12 protein-coding genes are annotated in these 17,638 nt (G+C 69.6%); 5 read left to right on the top strand and 7 right to left on the bottom strand.

The window, feature by feature from the left end:
• Position 1 precedes the first annotated feature (1 nt).
• The gene (locus LZ199_RS08875; RefSeq protein ID WP_253993210.1) at positions 2-619 is read left to right on the top strand and encodes a hypothetical protein; all 618 of its coding nucleotides are present in this window, start codon (positions 2-4) and stop codon (positions 617-619) included.
• Positions 620-775: 156 nt separating this feature from the next.
• A complete protein-coding gene (locus LZ199_RS08870) occupies positions 776-1,198 on the top strand; it encodes an HD domain-containing protein (RefSeq protein ID WP_253993209.1) in 423 nt (140 codons plus the stop codon).
• A 100-nt stretch (positions 1,199-1,298) separates the two neighbouring features.
• On the opposite strand, the gene acnA is transcribed toward LZ199_RS08870, so the two are convergent.
• From acnA to LZ199_RS08845, 5 genes are all read right to left on the bottom strand, one after another.
• Positions 1,299-4,031, bottom strand: a complete 2,733-nt coding sequence (gene acnA, locus LZ199_RS08865; protein ID WP_253993208.1) for an aconitate hydratase AcnA — start codon at positions 4,029-4,031, stop codon at positions 1,299-1,301.
• 210 nt (positions 4,032-4,241) lie between these two features.
• Complete coding sequence (locus tag LZ199_RS08860) at positions 4,242-5,516, bottom strand: phospholipase D-like domain-containing protein (RefSeq protein WP_253993207.1); 1,275 nt, start codon at positions 5,514-5,516, stop codon at positions 4,242-4,244.
• A gap of 120 nt (positions 5,517-5,636) precedes the next feature.
• A complete protein-coding gene (locus LZ199_RS08855; RefSeq protein ID WP_253993206.1) occupies positions 5,637-7,229 on the bottom strand; it encodes an FHA domain-containing protein in 1,593 nt (530 codons plus the stop codon).
• Positions 7,230-7,236: 7 nt separating this feature from the next.
• Positions 7,237-8,166 (bottom strand): WYL domain-containing transcriptional regulator, encoded by a 930-nt coding sequence (locus LZ199_RS08850; protein ID WP_253993205.1) that lies wholly within the window; start codon positions 8,164-8,166, stop codon positions 7,237-7,239.
• Positions 8,163-9,191 (bottom strand): helix-turn-helix transcriptional regulator, encoded by a 1,029-nt coding sequence (locus LZ199_RS08845; RefSeq protein WP_253993204.1) that lies wholly within the window; start codon positions 9,189-9,191, stop codon positions 8,163-8,165. The genes LZ199_RS08850 and LZ199_RS08845 overlap by 4 nt, the downstream gene beginning before the upstream one ends.
• A gap of 247 nt (positions 9,192-9,438) precedes the next feature.
• Between LZ199_RS08845 and LZ199_RS08840 the strand changes: the two genes are divergently transcribed.
• Positions 9,439-9,903 (top strand): hypothetical protein, encoded by a 465-nt coding sequence (locus LZ199_RS08840; RefSeq protein ID WP_253993203.1) that lies wholly within the window; start codon positions 9,439-9,441, stop codon positions 9,901-9,903.
• 22 nt (positions 9,904-9,925) lie between these two features.
• Here the strand turns inward: LZ199_RS08840 and proB are convergent, their stop codons facing one another.
• A complete protein-coding gene (proB, locus tag LZ199_RS08835; protein ID WP_407667180.1) occupies positions 9,926-11,053 on the bottom strand; it encodes a glutamate 5-kinase in 1,128 nt (375 codons plus the stop codon).
• Positions 11,054-11,217: 164 nt separating this feature from the next.
• Here proB and hflX point away from each other — a divergent pair, with 164 nt between their 5' ends.
• Together hflX and LZ199_RS08825 are read left to right on the top strand one after the other, a co-directional pair.
• Complete coding sequence (gene hflX / locus LZ199_RS08830; RefSeq protein ID WP_253993202.1) at positions 11,218-12,870, top strand: GTPase HflX; 1,653 nt, start codon at positions 11,218-11,220, stop codon at positions 12,868-12,870.
• A gap of 70 nt (positions 12,871-12,940) precedes the next feature.
• The gene (locus tag LZ199_RS08825; protein WP_253993403.1) at positions 12,941-13,366 is read left to right on the top strand and encodes a hypothetical protein; all 426 of its coding nucleotides are present in this window, start codon (positions 12,941-12,943) and stop codon (positions 13,364-13,366) included.
• A gap of 228 nt (positions 13,367-13,594) precedes the next feature.
• On the opposite strand, the gene LZ199_RS08820 is transcribed toward LZ199_RS08825, so the two are convergent.
• A complete protein-coding gene (locus tag LZ199_RS08820; RefSeq protein ID WP_253993201.1) occupies positions 13,595-17,623 on the bottom strand; it encodes an amino acid adenylation domain-containing protein in 4,029 nt (1,342 codons plus the stop codon).
• Positions 17,624-17,638 lie beyond the last annotated feature (15 nt).

Raw genomic sequence — 17,638 nt, 5'->3', positions numbered from 1 at the left:
CATGCACTCCAAGCCGCGCAAGTCCCTTCCCCGCGCCGCCCGTGGCGCCACGCTGATTGTCGTCGTCATGCTCGTCACCGTGCTGCTGGGCCTGGTGGCAAGCCTCATGGTGTACGCGGGCGGAGAGCGCGTGCGCGCCGTCGCCAGCAGCCGCGCCGGCCAGCGCCAGAGCTGCGCGGAGAGCGGCCTGCAGCTCGCGCGCAGCTTCTACGGGCGCAACTACGCCAACTGGAACACCTACCTGGCCGCGCCGGCCACCTACAACCCGGTGCGCTCCAGCTTCAACCCGACGCCCGCGGACCCGTTCTCCTCCAGGCTGCTGACCACGAATCCGGCGCTCTTCGCCGACGTGGATGGCGACGGCAAGCCGGACGTCTACCTGTACATCCGCGACAACGAGGACGAGTTCGACCCCGTCGCCCCCAACTGGCGCCGGGACAATGACCAGGTGGCCGTCGTCGGCGCGGTGTGCATCTCCTCCACGCTGCGCGCCCGCCGCAGCGACGGGACGCAGAACCCCAGCACCCTCGCGCTGGAGGGACTGCTCAGCTACAACGGCGGCGGCGGCCCCAACACCTCCCAGGGCACCACGGGCACGGGCTCCGGCAACCACAACTGACGCAAGGCCCTCACGCCAGGCGCGCGTGGGCGATGGCGGGCGCCTTGCCGCGAGGCCAGGGCATCGCCTCCGAAATCCCCGCCCCAAAGGACCGCGCGCCATCCGCCTTCAAGGCGTGGGATGCTCGGCGCTTCTCCCTCACGAAGGACGCCTGCAATGCCCACGCTCGAAGACGCGATTGCCCTCGCCGTGGAGGCGCACCGCGGCCAGCGGGACAAGGCGGGCCAGCCCTACATCCTGCATCCCCTGCGGTTGATGATGCGGCTGGAGACGGAGGAGGAGCGCACCGTCGCAATCCTGCACGACGTGGTGGAGGACACGCCCTGGACGCTGGAGCGGCTGCGGGACAGCGGCTACCCGGAAGCAGTCCTGCGCGCGCTGGAGGGACTCACCCGGCGCGAGCACGAGACATACGAGGCCTTCATCGAGCGGCTGCGGCCGGACGCGCTGGCGCGCCGGGTGAAGCTCGCGGACCTGGAGGACAACATGGACGTGCGCCGGCTGACGGCCGTCACGGCCAAGGACGCGGAGCGGCTGGCCCGCTACCGCGCCGCCTGGGCGCGGCTGAAGGAGCCCTGAGACACGACGGCCCGGAGCGCCACGCGGGCACTCCGGGCCGCTGTGCGAGTCCCGCACCCGCCGAGGAAAGCGGGTGCCGGTCTCTGTCTTCTTGGGAGGACTACGCCTTCGCGAGCTGGCGCAGCACGTACTGCAGGATGCCGCCGTGCCGGTAGTAGTCGAGCTCGTTCGGCGTGTCGATGCGGCACACGGCGGTGAACTCCTTGGTGCCGCCCTCGCCCGTGGCCTTCACGGTGAGCTTCTTCTGCGGCGCCAGGTCCTGCGCAATCCCCGTGATTTCGAACGTCTCGTGGCCGGTGAGGCCCAGCGACTGCGCGTCCTGGCCCGCCTCGAACTGCAGGGGCAGCACGCCCATGCCGACGAGGTTGGAGCGGTGGATGCGCTCGAAGCTCTTGGCGATGACGGCCTTCACGCCCAAAAGCTGCGTGCCCTTGGCGGCCCAGTCACGGCTGGAGCCCGTGCCGTACTCGGCGCCGGCCAGCACCACCAGCGCGGTGCCGTCCGCCTGGTACTTCATGGAGGCGTCGTAGATGCTCATCCGCTCGCGGGTGGGGATGTGCACGGTGACGCCACCCTCCACGCCCGGGACGAGCAGGTTCTTCAGGCGGATGTTGGCGAAGGTGCCGCGCACCATCACCTCGTGGTTGCCGCGACGCGCGCCGTAGGAGTTGAAATCCTTGGGCTCCACGCCCTCCGCCATCAGGTACTTGGCGGCCGGGCTCGTCTTGGCGATGTTGCCCGCGGGCGAGATGTGGTCCGTCGTGACGGAGTCACCCAGGAGCGCCAGCACGCGCGCGCCCTTGATGTCCTGCGTCGCCTTGGGCTCCTTCGGGAGGTTCTCGAAGAAGGGCGGCTTGCGCACGTAGGTGGACTTCTCATCCCACTGGAACGTGGAGCCCTTGCCCACGGGCAGCTGCTGCCAGAGCGCGTCGCCGTCCATGGCGTTGGCGTACTGGCTGCGGAACTGCTCGGGCTTCACCGACGCGCGGATGACCGTCTTGATTTCCTCGTTGGTGGGCCAGATGTCCTTGAGGAACACCGGGCGGCCGTTGGGGTCCAGGCCGAGCGGCTCCTTGTCCATGTCCAGCCCCACCTCGCCGGCCAGCGCGTAGGCCACCACCAGCGGCGGGCTGGCCAGGTAGTTCATGCGCACGTGCGGGTTGATGCGGCCCTCGAAGTTGCGGTTGCCGGAGAGCACCGCGGCGACGACCAGGTCGCCTTCGACGACGGCGTTGGCGACGGGCTCCGTCAAGGGCCCCGAGTTGCCGATGCACGTGGTGCAGCCGTAGCCCACCACGTGGAAGCCGACGGCCTCCAGGTAGGGGAGCAGGCCGGAGTCACGCAGGTACTCGGTGACGACGCGGCTGCCCGGGGCCAGGCTCGTCTTCACCCAGGGCTTGGGGTTGAGGCCCTTCTCCACGGCCTTCTTCGCCAGGAGGCCCGCGCCCACCAGCACCGCCGGATTGGACGTGTTGGTGCAGGACGTAATCGACGCAATCACCACCGCGCCGTGGCCCAGCTGGTAGCTCTCCCGGCCCTGCTTCACGGTGACAGTCTGCGCCAGACGCTCCGGAGCGACTTCGGCCGCGGGGGCCTTCGCCTTGCCGCCGCCCTCGTCGTCCTCGCCCTTGCTCTTGCCAGCCGCGAGCATCTCCACGAGCGACTTCTCGTAGCCGGACTTCATGTCCGTCAGCGGGACGCGGTCCTGCGGACGCTTGGGGCCCGCGAGGCTGGGCACCACGGTGGACAGGTCCAGCTCCAGCGTGTCGGTGAAGAGCGGCTCCGGCGCGTCATCCTTGCGCCACAGGCCCTGCTCCTTGGCGTAGGACTCCGTGAGGGCGACGACGGCGTCGGGACGGCCGGTGAAGCGCAGGTAGTTGAGGCTCTCCTCGTCCACGGGGAAGAAGCCGATGGTGGCCCCGTACTCGGGCGCCATGTTGGCGATGGTGGCGCGGTCCGGGAGGGACAGGCCCTTGAGGCCCGTGCCGAAGAACTCCACGAACTTGCCGACCACGCCCTTCTTGCGAAGCATCTGCGTGACGGTGAGGACCAGGTCCGTCGCCGTGGCGCCCGCGGGCAGCGCGCCGGTGAGCTTGAAGCCCACCACCTGGGGGATGAGCATCGTAATCGGCTGGCCGAGCAGCGCGGCCTCCGCCTCGATGCCGCCCACGCCCCAGCCCACCACGCCCAGGCCGTTGATCATCGTCGTGTGGCTGTCGGTGCCCACCAGCGTGTCCGGGTACACCGTGGTGCCCTGACGGAACGTCACCTGCGCCAGGAACTCGAGGTTCACCTGGTGGCAGATGCCGATGTCCGGCGGGACGACGCCAAAGCCCTTGAACGCGCTCTGTCCCCAGCGCAGGAAGGCGTAGCGCTCGCGGTTGCGCTCGAACTCCAGCTCCGCGTTCTCCTTGAAGGCCGCCGTCGTGGCGAAGGAGTCGATCTGCACCGAGTGGTCGATGACCAGGTCGGCCGGGTTGCGCGGGTTGATTTTCGCGGGGTCGCCACCCATGGTGGCCAGGGCCTCGCGCATCGCCGCCATGTCCACCACGGCGGGCACGCCGGTGAAGTCCTGGAGCAGCACGCGCGCGGGGTGGAAGGAGATTTCGACGTCCGGGGTGGCCTTGGGGTCCCACGCCAGCATCTTCTCGACGTGCTCGCGCTTGACGACGCGGCCGTCCTCGTTGCGCAGCAGGTTCTCCAGCAGCACCTTCAACGAGAAGGGCAGGCGATCCACGGCGGGATGTGCCTTGGCCAGCTTGCTCAGGCTGAAGTAGTCGTAGGTGGCCGAGCCCACCTGAAGCTTGGACTTCGTGCCGAAACTGTCGGTCATGTGAGGTGCCCTTCCGTGCGCAGGATGTGGGCACTTCTAGGCTCGCCTTTGACGCGTTGCAAAGGGTTCCTGCGCGCGCATCCTGCGATGGACTGTTGACCCAGCAAGAGTCCAGCCCCGCTCATCGGAACCATGCGTCCCGCTGGGGAATGTCGTCTCCGACACCCTGTCCCCTAACGGCGAGACAGGCCCGGGACAAGCCCGCGTCCCTCAGATGACCTTGCGCAGGCTGTACAGGGCGCGCTCCAGCAGCTTGCGCCAGAGGGGCCGGCGGCGGAATTCCGCCAGCGTCACCTCACGACAGTCGCCGCAGTCCGTGCGGAAGGAGTCCTCCAACTGCTGGCCCAGCCGGGGGTCGGCGAACACGGCGTTGACCTCGTGGTTGAAGGCCAGGCTCAGCCGCTCCAGGTTGAACGAGCCGATGGTGCCCCAGGCCCCATCGACGACGGCCGTCTTCGCGTGGAGCACCCCGCGCTGCCACTCGAAGATGCGGACCCCCGCCCCCAGGAGCTTCTCGTAGAAGGCCCGGGTGACGAACTCCAGCAGCGGGTGGTCGCTGCGGGCGTTGAGGAGCAGGCTCACCTCCACGCCCCGCCGGGCCGCGTCGCGCAGGGCGGCGACGAGCTTCCGGTCCGGCACGAAGTACGCCGCGGCGATGAGCACGCTGCGCCGGGAGCGGTGGATGGCGTGCAGGTAGGCGCGGTGGATGCTCCGCCGGCTGGACAGCACCGCCAGGCCCGTGGGCCCCCGCGGGGAGGAAGCGCCCCGCCGCCGGCGCAGGCGGTGCTGCAGCCCGGACGCCCAGCGGTGGATGCGGTCCTGGAACATCATCCGCCAGGTGGCCAGGAAGCGCCGCTCCAGGACGTGCACGGCGGGGCCTTCGATTCGCAGCACGTCATCGCGCCACCCGCCGCCCTGCTCCCCCTCCGGCGCCCAGTGCGCGGAGATGTTCACCCCGCCGGTGAAGGCCACCTCGCCGTCCACGACGAGAATCTTGCGGTGGTCCCGGCGCAGCAGGTGCCGCCAGCCGCGCGACAGGTTGAAGGGCTTGAAGGAGCGGATGTCCACGCCGCGCTGGCGCAGCTCCTCGAAGTAGCCCTTGCGGCTCGTCCAGGAGCCCACCGCGTCGTAGAGCACCTTCACGTGCACGCCGCGCTCGGCGGCCTCCGCGAGCGCCTGGCCGAACAGCTCACCGACGGCGTCGGTGATGAACATGTACGTCTCCAGGCGGATGTAGCGCCGGGCCCGCCGGATGGCCTCCAGCATCGCCGGATACGCCTCCACGCCGTCGCGCAGCAGCACGCACGCGTTGCCGCGCGTCACCGCATGGCCGCGAGGCAGGTAGTAGCGCGCCAGGAGCATCCCGGAGACCCCGGGGCTCCAGATGGGCGCTCGCTCTGGCAGGGGGCCCTGCGAACAGCCGGGCTCGGGAAGAGCCTCTCCCGACACTCCCGCCCTCTCGCTCATCGCCTCCAGGTCGCGCATGGTCCTCTTACGTTGAGGACGCCGCCCCGAGCCGGCAACCCGACGGGCCGCCTGAACGGCCCCAGGGGGTGATGCACCGTCCGGTACGGGACGGTGCAGGCCAGCGAAAACAGGAAGCTGCTACAGCCCGTACTCTCCGCGCTTGTTCTCGGCGCGGGTGGCACACGGCTGGTCGTACTCCGGGAAGTACTGCTTGATGTGGTCCAGCGTGGCGGAGGCGGCCTTGTAGTTGCCCTGGTTGTAGTAGCCCTCCACCTCCAGCAGCAGCTTGGCGCACGTCCTGTCCAGCTCCTGCTGGGCCGTCTTCATGCGCTCCTGCGCCTCGTAGTAGAGGTCCGGCTTGGGCTCCGGGTGGGCCTCCAGCATCAGCCACGACTCGCGGAAGGACTTCCACGCCTCGTAGCGGTTGCGGGCGCCGATGTCCGGCGTGTCGTTGTTCTTCCGGCCGCGCTTGTAGGACTCGGTGGCCTGGCGCAGCAGCTCCTCGGGCAGCAGGTCCGGCAGGAGCGCGCGCTCCACCCACACGTTCCAGATGCGCCAGGGGTCCTCGCCCGGCGGATTCTTGGTGTTGTCGAAGACGATGCGGTTGGGCTCGCCCTTCTTCAGGTGCTGGGAGGGAATCATCAGCTCCAGCGAGCGGTCCTGGCTGGCCAGCGTGTCGGGGGGCACCTTGCCCACGTCCACGCCGTTGACGCTGACCATCACCTCGTCCTTGGAGATGCCCTGCGCCTGGTAGTGGAGGATGACCACGGCCTTGGTGGCGGCGGTGTACTCCCACTCGAAGATCTTCATGTCCGCCCGGGCCCACGTCACGTCGGGCCCCAGGCCGAACGAGTCGCGGATGGGCTGCTGCGTGAGCACCGCGGGCTCCTCGCCCACCGGCCCGTTGTCCTCGCCGCTGAGCACCAGCCAGTACAGCAGGCCGAAGAGGCCCAGCACCACGGCGACGCCGCCGCCCACCAGGCCGCCGCGCACCATGTTGGTCGCGTCCGCCCAGAACAGCTTCGCGCTCGCGACCAGGCCCGGGGACTCGCGGCGGATGCGGGCGCGCTCGGCGGCGGACAGGCCGCTGCCCGCGCCACCTCCGGCGCTGGAGGCCGGCCGCGCGCGCACGGGCGCGGAGCTGCCCTGGGGACGACGGGGCGCGGGGACCGAGGACGGAGCCCGCTCGATGGCCGCGGGCTCGTTCGACGCGGCCAGCGCCGCGCGTGCACCGCTCTGCCCCGCGGGCCGCAGCGCTCGCAGGTTGTTGCGGGTGGCGCCCTGGCGAATCTCCTCCAGGGACTCCTCGTCCGCGCCATCGGGGGCCAGGGCCACGCCCTTGTTCCGCTGACGCTTCAGCGCGTCCACGGAGACGATGCGCGTGCTGTTCGCGCCCTCCTCCGCCCCGGCGGGCAGCTCCTCCTCGCCGGTGGACTCGTCCGTCATCAAGGCGAAGACGAACGTCACCGGCCCCAGGGTCAGCTTGTCGCCGTCCTCCAGGGCTTGCGTCTGCACCGCGGTGCCGTTGAGCAAGGTGCCGTTGGCGCTGCCCTGGTCCTCGACGCTGTAGGCGTCACCATCGAGGAACAGGCGGCAATGTTTGCGGGACACGCCCGGGTCGTACAGCACGACGTCACATTCGGACGTACGACCGATGAGCACGGAGTCCTGGTCGAAGACGAACTCCTTGCCGGCGTCTTTTCCCTCGGAGATCGTCAGCTGGAAAGGCATGGGGGCCCTACAATCCTATCGAGGCACGCGCCGCTCGGGCAACGGCCGCTCGCGCGGAGACCGGTTCCATCACCTCCGCCTCGCCGCCAAAGGACAGCACCCACTGCGTCAGCCAGCGCTCGCTGTCGCCGGCCACGAGGACTTCCACGCCCCCATCGGCAAGCGGGCGGGCGTCCTGGCCGAAGCGCTCCTTCACGTAGGGCGCCGCCACGGGCGAGAACCGCACGCGCACGGACGCCTCGGAGCTGCTCCGAGCCGGGTTGGGAACGTCCGCCCGGGCATCGGGCGGGGGGAGAAATGGCGTTTCGGTCACGGTGAGATCTTCCATCCGGTCCAGCCGAAACAGGCGAGCGTCCTGCCGGGTGTGGCAGAAGCCCTGGAGATACCACTGTCCCCGGTGGCTGAGCAGCTCATACGGACGCACCCGGCGCGGCTCGGCGGCCCGACCCGGGCTGGCGTAGCCGAACATGACTTCTCGCCTTTCGAGAATGGCGCGGGTGAGCGGCCCGAGCGCCTGGGGCGCCTCGGTGGAGGCATCAATCTTCCGGTACATCTCCCGGTAGCGCTCGCGCACCTGGGGCGGCAGCACGTGCTCCAGCTTCTGGAGGGCGCTCTGGAGCGCATCACCGGAGGCGGGGCGCAACAGCTCCGCCGACGCGGCCAGCGCGGCGGCCTCTCCCGCCGTCAGCCGGGGCGGCGCGAAGAGGCGCTGGTCCAGGTCCACGTAGACGCGGTCATTGTCCACGTAGATGTCGATGTAGTCGTCCGGGTTGAAGGGAGGCCGGCCCACGCACGTGAGCAGGTCCAGCTCCTCCAGCAGGTCCTCGCGGCTGATGTTGAGGGCTCGGGCGAGCGCCTCCACCGTGACGCCGGGGTGCTTGGACACATACGGGACGAGGAACAGCAGGCGGCGGAGCCGCTCGTGGACGTTGCTCATGCGCTCACCTTGTCTTCCAGCGCGTCCGCGTGACGGTTGGCGACACGCGCGGCCATCTCCCGCAGCCGCGAGCGGGCACTCTCCGGCCCCTCCACGACACAGTCCGCCCCCAGCGAGAGGCAGAAGCGCGCCAGCCCATCCAGGAAGCTCACTCGCAACCGCGCGAGCGTGATTCCACCCTCCGCCACCGGCTCCAGCACCGCGCCCGGGAACAGCCCCGAGGCACGCGACGCCAGCGCGCCGGACAGCCGCAGCACGACCTCCACCGGCTCGTGGAAGCGGTGCTGCCACGGGAAGTACGCCACGTGGTTGTCGAGCGAGAAGTCCTCCGGCACCTGGAAGTCCGGCGTGCGCGGACGCGCGGTGTTCGCCTTCAGCTCGCGCACGCGGTGGACATGGAACGTGCGCAGGCCGCCGCGCAGGTGGCAGTAGCCCACGAGCGTCCACACGCCCCGCCGCAGCGCGAGCCCGTACGGGTCCACCTTGCGCTGCGTGGTGCCCGGGTGCTTGGGACTGGCGTAGGACATCTCCACCCACTTGCGCGAGGCGCAGGCGTCCCAGAGCTGCTCCAGGCGGGCGGAGACCTCCTTCTCCTGTCCCGCCTGGGTGGCGCCCAGCTCCATGCGGACCCTGGGCGTGGGCAGCGACTCGCCCGCGAAGAAGCCAATCTTGCGCAGCGCGTGCGCCAGGTCATCCCTGCCGGGGAAGACGCCGGACGCGAGCGCCGCGGAGCCGGCGGCGTAGAGCACGGCCAGCTCCTCCTTCGTCAGGTCCGCCTCCGGCAGGTAGTAGGCGTCACGGTCCACGATGTAGCCATCGCGGCGCTCGTCATCGCCTTGGACATAGGTGAGGGGAAAACCCAGCTCCACCAGCTCCGCCTTGTCGCGTTCGAACTTGCGCTCGGCGGCGTCGTCCGAGCCTCCGTAGTCTGCGGGGAAGTGCTCGCGCAGCTCGGCCCAGGAGATGGGCTCGCGGGCGTCGAGCAGGAGAGCGACGAGGTCGAGGATGCGTTCGGTGCGGTCCATTCGGGAAGATCGGCGACGATGCCGGGCGGACCCCGGGGGGTCAAGGAAGGGGTACGTGACAGTGCGAAACGGTGGCCCGGCCCGCGAGGGGGCAGGCAGTTAGCTGGCCTGGACTGAACAGACAAGCAGGTATTCACCTGTGCGATATTTGTCAATCAGGTAGGAACCCAAAAGCCGACCAAGGAGGGCTCGCACTATGGGCGCGACTTGGGATATTCCTGCGCCAGCTTCAGAAGGGAACCTCACCATGAACCGCACCTTCCGTAACGTGGTTGCCGGGCTGGCACTGCTGTTGGGACTGGCCTGTGGGGTGATGCCTTCGACCGCTGGAGCCGAGCCGCTCTATTTCGCCGTCGAGGTCTGGCGCGAAGGCCGGCTGGTCGCCCAGCCCAAGCTCCTCGGAGAGACGGGCCGCACGCTGCGCGCCGAGCGCCGTCGTCCGGGCGCCCCGCTCGCGGACTACCGGTTGGTGCTGATGCCCCGCGCGGAGGGCGAGTCGTTCCTCCTCCAGTTGGACCTGCTCCTGCCGGAGGCCAAGGGCCACTCGGAGCTGGCGCTCCTGCACGGACAGCAGCGCAAGCTGCAGCTCGGCCGCGTTCCCGGTGAGCTGGAGGTGTCGCTGCTCCTGATGAAGGTGGACTCTCCGGAGTTCCGCGCGCTGATGCAGCTGAGCACGGATGGCGGCAACGGCTCCTCCGCCTGCTCCATCTGACCCGCGCCCCTTCCTCCGCCAGCTAGAGCACCGCGAGGTCGTCGCGGTGCACGGCCTCATCCAGGTAGCGGTAGCCCAGCACCGACTCGATGTCGGACGTGCGCCGTCCGGCGATGCGCCGCAGCTCCTGGGCGTCATATGAGGCGAGGCCGCGCGCGAACACCGCTCCGGACTCGTCCGCCAGATCCACCGGGTCTCCCCGATCGAAGTCTCCGTCCACGCCGCGCACGCCGCTGGGCAGGAGGCTGCGCTTGCCCTGGACGATGGCCTCGCGCGCCCCGGCATCCACGGTGAGTGTGCCCAGCGGGCGCAGCGCATGGGCAATCCACGCCGCGCGAGAGCCCCGGCGCGCACCGGTGGGCTCGAAGAGGGTGCCCACGGGCTCGCCCTCCAGCACGGCGCGCAGGCGACCGGCCACGGAGCCGGAGGTGATGACGCCGCGGATTCCCTGCTCGGCGGCGCTGGCGACGGCGCGGACCTTGGTCGCCATGCCGCCCGTGCCCACGCCGCTGGAGGTGCCTCCCGCGACGGCCAGCAACTCCGGCGTCACCACCTCCACTGTCTCCAGGAGGCTGGCGCCCGCGTCTCGTCGCGGGTCCGCGGTGTGCAGCCCGTCCACGTCGGAGAGGAGGATGAGGGCATCCGCCTCCACCACGCCCGCCACCAGTCCCGCGAGCGTGTCGTTGTCGCCGAACTTCAGCTCGTCCACGGAGACGGTGTCGTTCTCGTTGATGACGGGCACCACGCTGGCGGCCAGCAGGCGCTCCAGCGTGTGCTTCACGTTGAGGTAGCGCCGCCTGTCGCGCATGTCCTCGTGGGTGAGGAGCACCTGCGCCACCGCCTGGCCCTGCCCTCCGAAGACGTCCTCGTAGGCCTGCATGAGCCGGCTCTGTCCCACCGCGGCGCACGCCTGCTTGCCTGGAATGTCCCGGGGCCGGGCGGACAGGCCCAAACGCTCCATGCCCAAGGCGATGGCACCGCTGGACACCACCACCAGTTCGCGGCCCTGGGCAGCCCAGAGCAAATCCTTGCCCAGCGCCACGAAGTGCTCGCGGTTGAAGCGGCCGGTGGCGTGGGTGAGGGCGTTGGTGCCGATTTTCACGACCACGCGCTTCGCGGCGCGCAGGGCGTTACGTCCCGAGTGACTCACGCGCGGCAGCCTAGGACGGAAACGGAAACAGCGCGCAAGGGCCGTGTGTTCACTACGGTTCCGGCAATCCGGCCCGGAACGGTGGTGTCAGCCACCTGGACGCGGCGACGTATAAAGTGCCGGGAAGGACGGGGACGGCCGGTCCTCGTCAGAGGAGCAAGCGTTTGAAGGAAATCTTCGGCAACACCCTGGGCCTCAAGGCGAACGAGCAACACCGGCTGCGCAACACCTTCCGCCGGCGCGTGTCTCCGCACGAAATCGTGTCGCCCGAGCTCGCCCGCCACCTCACCGAGCTGTCCCACGAGACGAACCGCCAGGTGGGCGTGCTCATCAACCGGAAGGGTGAAATCGAGCACGTGGTGGTGGGCAACGCCCACAAGCTCGAGCTGCCTGATATCGGTCGTGCTCGCGCCGGCCAGGTGCGTCTGCGTGGCCTGCGGCTGGTGCACACCCACCTCAAGAGCGAGCCGCTCACCAAGGACGACCTGACGGACCTCGCGCTCCTGCGCCTGGACTGCGTGGCCGCCGTGGGCGTGGGCCAGGAGGGCCTGCCGGGGGTGCTGCACTACGCCTACCTGGTGCCGGAGAACGGCACGGGTGAGTTCTGGCACGTCTCCACCCTGCCCTCCGTGCACGTCGAGCAGCCGGACCTGACGGACACGCTGAGCGCGCTGGAGGATGAGTTCAGCCGCAAGGCGGCGGCGCGCGCGGTGGGAGGCCGGGAGAAGGCCATCCTCGTCGCGGTGTGCCTGGACGGAAACCGGGGCCGTGCGGAGGCGAGCCTCGCGGAGCTGCGGGAGCTGGCGCGCACGGCGGGCGTGGAGGTGGTGGACAGCGTGCTCCAGGTGAAGCGCGAGGCGGACCCTCGCTACCTCATCGGCCGGGGCAAGCTGGAGGACCTGAACCTGCGCTCCATGCAGTCCATGGTGGACCTGCTCATCTTCGACAAGGACCTCACCCCGTCGCAGGGGCGCCACATCGGCGAGGCCACCAGTCTGAAGATTCTGGACCGCACGCAGCTCATCCTCGACATCTTCGCGCAGCGGGCGCAGAGCGCGGAGGGCAAGCTCCAGGTGGAGCTGGCGCAGCTGAAGTACCGGCTGCCCCGGCTGGTGCAGAGCGACGACTCGCTCAGCCGGCTCGCGGGTGGAATCGGCGGACGAGGCCCTGGCGAGACGAAGCTCGAAATCGACCGACGCCGGGTGCGCGAGCGAATCACGCATCTGGAGAAGCGCATCGACGCGATTGGCAAGGAGCGCAGCGTGCGGCGCGCGCAGCGCAACCGGCGCGAGCTGCCGGTCATCTCCATTGTCGGCTACACCAACGCGGGCAAGTCCACGCTGCTCAACTCGATTACCAACGCGCAGGTGCTGGCGGAGAACAAGCTGTTCGCCACGTTGGACCCGACGAGCCGCAGGCTTCGCTTCCCCCAGGAGCGCGAGGTCATCATCACCGACACGGTGGGCTTCATCCGGGATTTGCCCAAGGACCTGGTGGCGGCCTTCCGCGCCACGCTGGAGGAGCTGTACGACGCGACACTGCTGTTGCACGTGGTGGACGCGGCGGACCCGGCGCGGGACGAGCAGGTGGAGGCGGTGGAGAAGATCCTCTCGTCGCTGGGGCTGATGGAGAAGCCTCGGTTGATGGTCTGGAACAAGGCGGACCTGATGCCGGCGGACGAAGTGGAGACGCTGCTGCGCTCGCGGGGCGGGGTGGCCATCAGCGCCTGGTCGCGCGAGGGGCTCGCCACCTTGCTGGCCAAGGCGGACACGACGCTGTTCGCCGAGGGTGCCTCCGAAGCCATTGGCGTCGTCTGACGCGGCGTGCGAGTTGCGGGGCAGGCGCGGCTCCCCCTAGAGTCGGGGAGCCGTGGCGACCTTTCCCGCAATGTCCATGCAGCTCTCCGGCCTGCTCGCGCAGATCGTGCCGGACTACACCCGTCCTGTCTCCTCCATGTCCCCGAAGTACTTCGAGGTCCTGGAGCAGAACAGCCACATCATCTACCCGCTGGTGGCGATACTGACGCTGGTGCTCATCGCCGCGGGCGTGCTCCAGGCGTGGAAGACGCAGGACATGGACGGCCTGCAGAAGAACGAGTTCAAGAAGGCCATCGTCAACGAGCTGCGCCGCAACATCACTGGCCTGCCCGGCGACGTGCTGGCCAAGGCCGTGGGCCTGGACCGCTTGAAGACGAACCGCCTGCTGGAGCAGATGCAGCAGGACGGCATGGTGGTCAGCCACACCAACTCGCAGCGCCTCACCGTCTGGCGCATCCGCGGCTCCGGCCCGGAGCAGAGCGTCCGGCGATACTGAGCGGCGCGGGGGGGCCGCTGGCGGCGAGCAGGCGCCTTCCCTTATGCAGAGCGTCCGTCGGTGCCGAGGAAGCTCACGACGGCCCGGCGCCCCTTCCCATGAGCAGAGCGTCCGTCGGCACCGGGGAAGCTCACGACGGCCGGCTCCCGTGCCCTCGAAGCGCGGACCTGCCTCGAATCGCGTGAGGGCTCCGCGCTTTGACCGCGTGATTGCGACGACACAGCCCAATCAAGAGGTCCGGCTGGCAGGTGCCGGGGTCGCGACCTCCTGAGCCCGCCCGAGGTGCTCACGCAGCAGCGACGCCAGCCGTGCCACGTCGGGGCCGCGCAAGAGGGAGTAGTGGTCACCGGCAATCGCGTGGACAGTGAGCTCGCCCGTCGCCACCTGCTCCCAGCCATGCACACGCGTGGTGCCCGTGGCCTCGATGGAGATGACAGGCCCCGCGTAGGGAGCCGGCACGTAGCTCCACGCCGCGAGGAGGTTCACCTCGAAGACCCGGCGCAGGGCTTCGAGTGACTGGATGCCACTGCTCGCCGCCGCCAGGGTGCGCATCAGGGCCTCGGGGTCCTGTTGCACGAGCTCTTCATCCGTCAGCTCGACGGCGTTCCCCGCCGCGCGCATCAGGTCCGTGTAGAACATCGCGCCGAAGCGCCGAGCCTCGTCGCTCCCAGGCGCCGCACCCTCTCCATCGAAGGGGCGCACGAAGCCGTCGATGAGCGCGAGCACCTCCACCCGCTCGCCCTGCCGCTGGAGCTGGTGCGCCATCTCCCACGCGATGCTGGCTCCCATCGACCAGCCTCCGAGCCGATATGGCCCCCGTGGCTGCACCTCCCTCATCGCGGAGAGATAGAGGCTCGCCATCTCCGGGATGCTCTCGCACGGAGGCACATCGCCCTCCAGCCCTCGCGACTGGAGTCCAAAGAACGGCTGCTCGGGCCCCAAAGACTTCGCCAGCTCCGCGTAGCTCAGCACCGTGCCGCCCACCGCATGCACGCAGAAGAAGGGCCTCTGTCCCTGTCCCTCCTGCAATCGCACCAGCGGGCTCCACACGGACGTCATGGACTCCCGGCGCAACACGGACGCGACATGCTGCACCGTCGCGCGCTGGAAGAGTGTCGCCACCGGCAGCGCCCTTCCCACTGCGCTTCGGATGCGTGCAAGCAGCCGGATGGCCATCAGCGAATGGCCGCCCAGCGCGAAGAAGTCCTCCGTCACGCCCACGGGACTCACGCCCAGCACCTCTTCCCACACGCGCACCAGCTTCCGCTCCAGCTCGTCGCGGGGCCCCTCGTGCGCGCTGCGTGAAGCGAGCTGCTGCCGACCCGGCGCGGGCAGCGCCTTGCGGTCCACCTTGCCCGTGGGCGCCAGCGGCAGTGCATCCAGTCGCACCAGCACGCTCGGCAGCAGGTACTCCGGAAGCCGTTCCTCCAGACGCGACCTCAATGCCTCCGCGTCCCACTGCTCCGCGTGCACCACGTAGCCCACCAGTCGCTTCTCCCCGCCCTCCTCCTGCCGCACCACCACCACCGCGTCCTTCACCCCTGGCAGCGCCTTCAACGCCACCTCCACCTCGCCCAACTCCACGCGGAAGCCGCGCACCTTCACCTGCCCGTCCACCCGCCCCAGGAACTCAAGGTTTCCGTCCCCCAGCCACCGCGCCTTGTCTCCCGTGCGGTACAGCCTCGCTCCCGGCTCGTCACTCAGCGCATCCGGGATGAACCGGTCCGCGGTCAGCTCCGCACGCTCCCAGTACCCGTGCGCGAGACTCGCGCCCCCGACGTACACCTCTCCCACCACACCCACGAGACTCGGAGCGCCCCGCTCGTCGAGCACGTACACCTTCACGTTCGAGATGGGCACGCCCACGGGAGGCAGCGCGGGCCACGTCGCGGGAGGTCCCTGGGCCCTCCAGGCCGTGACGACATGGGCCTCCGAAGGGCCATATTGATTCTCCAGCACGCAGCCCGGCAGACGCTCGAAGAAGGACACCAGCGCGGGCGTCACCTGCAACTGCTCACCCGCCGTCACCACTTCGCGCAGCGGCGGCAACACGGCCTCGTGTTGAGCCACCTCGCACAACGCCTGGAGTGCCACGAAGGGCAGGTACAGCCGCCCCACGCCGTGCGTCACCATGCGATGCAGCAGGGCCACGGGGTCCCTTCGCTCCTGCTCGCCCACCAGCAACACCGTGCCCCCCAGGCACCACGTCCCGAACATCTCCTGGAACGACACATCGAAGTTCAGCGAGGCGAACTGAAGCGTCGTCGCCCCAGGGTCCACCGTGCGCGCGAGCAACCAGCGCAGCATGTTCCCCACCGCGCGATGGGACATGAGGATGCCCTTGGGACGCCCCGTGCTCCCTGACGTGTAGACGAAGTAGCAGGGAGTCTCCGGCGAGAGCGGAATGGCGGGAGCATGCGCGTGCCTCGACTCAATCCGCCCTGCCTCCTCTTCCAGGCGTACCCGACGCGTCCCCGTGCGCTCGGGTAACGCTCGCTCCAACGCACCGTGCACCAGCACCACGGGCGCGCCCGTGTCCTCCAACATCTGCTCCAGGCGCTGCGACGGATAGCTCGGGTCCAACGGGAGGAAGGCCGCGCCGGCCTTCAGCGTCGCCAGCACCGCCACCGGCATCTCCAGCGAAGCCCGCTCCAGGCACAACCCCACCGTGCCCCCCGGCCGCACCCCCAACGCCAGCAGATGATGCGCGAGCTGATTCGCGCGCCGCTCCAGGCTCGCGTACGTGAGCGACGACTGTCCGTCCGTCACCGCCACCGCGTCGGGCGAGCGGGCCCCCTGCGCTTCAACCCACGCGTGCATCAAGCCGGGCACGGCGCTCGAATCCGTGCGTCCACTCCACTCACGCAGCAACGCGAGCCGCTCCGACTCGTCCAGCAACGACACATCGCCGACGCGTCGCTCCGGGTCCGCGAGGAGTCCCTCCAGCAGCGTCACGTAGTGAGTCGCCATCCGCCGAAGGGTCGCCTCATCGAACAGCGCTTGGTTGTATTCCCAGATGCCGACCCAACCCTCGGCCGTCTCGCGCAGGAAGAACGTCAGGTCGAACTTCGCCATGCCGGAGTCGAAGACCACCTGGCTCGCCGCGAGCCCCGGCAGCGACGGCAGGGCGCGCGGACCTTCGACGACGAACATCACCTGGAACAGCGGCGAGCGACTCAAGTCCCGAGCCGGCCGCATCGCCTCCACCAGCGTCTCGAACGGAACGTCCTGGTTCGCGTAGGCCCCCAGGCACAATCGACGCACCCGCCCGAGCATCGCCCGGAACGACTCGTCCCCATCCACGTCCAGGCGCGGCGCGAGCGTGTTGACGAAGAAGCCGATGAGGTTCTCCAGCTCGCGTCGGTTCCGCCCGGAGATGGGCATCCCCACGACGACATCCCGCTGACCGCTGTAGCGCGACAGCAGCACCTGGAAGCACGCCAGCAGCAGCATGAACGGCGTCACGCCCTCGGCGCGGGCCTGGGCCTTCACCGCTTGCGAGAGCGACGGAGACAGAGGGAGCGCCACACTGGCGCCCCGAAACGTCTGCACCGGCGGCCTCGTCCGGTCCACGGGCAACTCCAGCGCGGGAGAGGCTCCCTCCAGCAGCGCCTTCCACCACGCGAGCTGCGACTCCAGCACCTCGCCCTTCAACCACTGGCGCTGCCAAAGCGCATGGTCCGCGTACTGCACCGGCAACACGGGCAACGTCGGCGGGCGGCCCTCGGTGAAGGCGCCATACAACTCGCGCAGCTCGCGCTCCATCACCCCCATGGACCAGCCGTCACACGAGATGTGGTGGAGCATCAGGAGCAACACGTGGTCGTCTTCGTGCACTCGCAACAGCCGCGTGCGAAGCATCGGTCCGGTGCTCAGGTCGAACGTGCGTCGCGCCTCCTCTTCCGCGAGACGGAGGAGGTCCTCTTCCGCCACGGGCTCCACGCTCAGCGTCACGGCGGCATCGGGCGCGATGCGCTGCACCGGTCGCCCGGCCTCTTCACCGAATGTGGTGCGCAGGACTTCGTGCCGTTGCACCAGCGCCGACAACGCCCGCTGGAGCGCAGCCACGTCGAGCCGCCCCTTCAGCCGCGAGAAGAACGGGACGTTGTAGGAGTAGCCCCCGGCATCCACCTGCGCGAGGAACCACAGGCGCTGCTGGGCGAAGGACAACGGTGGAGGAGACTCCCTTGGAACGGGCACCAACGGGGGCAGGCTTCGCACCTTCGCCACCTCTCGCTTCACGTCGGGTGCGCTCATGGCGACACCTCCGTC

Source organism: Myxococcus qinghaiensis, from assembly GCF_024198215.1.
Taxonomy (GTDB): domain Bacteria; phylum Myxococcota; class Myxococcia; order Myxococcales; family Myxococcaceae; genus Myxococcus; species Myxococcus qinghaiensis.
The sequence above is the reverse complement of the archived record's forward strand: the minus strand, read 5'-3'. Positions and strand labels throughout refer to the sequence as shown.

What these genes read in the sequence shown, in the direction of transcription:
- LZ199_RS08875 (WP_253993210.1), top strand. Translation starts at nt 2, where the DNA reads ATGCACTCCAAGCCGCGCAAGTCCCTTCCCCGCGCCGCCCGTGGCGCC.
- LZ199_RS08870 (WP_253993209.1), top strand. Translation starts at nt 776, where the DNA reads ATGCCCACGCTCGAAGACGCGATTGCCCTCGCCGTGGAGGCGCACCGC.
- acnA (WP_253993208.1), bottom strand. Translation starts at nt 4,031, where the DNA reads ATGACCGACAGTTTCGGCACGAAGTCCAAGCTTCAGGTGGGCTCGGCC.
- LZ199_RS08860 (WP_253993207.1), bottom strand. Translation starts at nt 5,516, where the DNA reads ATGCGCGACCTGGAGGCGATGAGCGAGAGGGCGGGAGTGTCGGGAGAG.
- LZ199_RS08855 (WP_253993206.1), bottom strand. Translation starts at nt 7,229, where the DNA reads ATGCCTTTCCAGCTGACGATCTCCGAGGGAAAAGACGCCGGCAAGGAG.
- LZ199_RS08850 (WP_253993205.1), bottom strand. Translation starts at nt 8,166, where the DNA reads ATGAGCAACGTCCACGAGCGGCTCCGCCGCCTGCTGTTCCTCGTCCCG.
- LZ199_RS08845 (WP_253993204.1), bottom strand. Translation starts at nt 9,191, where the DNA reads ATGGACCGCACCGAACGCATCCTCGACCTCGTCGCTCTCCTGCTCGAC.
- LZ199_RS08840 (WP_253993203.1), top strand. Translation starts at nt 9,439, where the DNA reads ATGAACCGCACCTTCCGTAACGTGGTTGCCGGGCTGGCACTGCTGTTG.
- LZ199_RS08825 (WP_253993403.1), top strand. Translation starts at nt 12,941, where the DNA reads ATGTCCATGCAGCTCTCCGGCCTGCTCGCGCAGATCGTGCCGGACTAC.
- LZ199_RS08820 (WP_253993201.1), bottom strand. Translation starts at nt 17,623, where the DNA reads ATGAGCGCACCCGACGTGAAGCGAGAGGTGGCGAAGGTGCGAAGCCTG.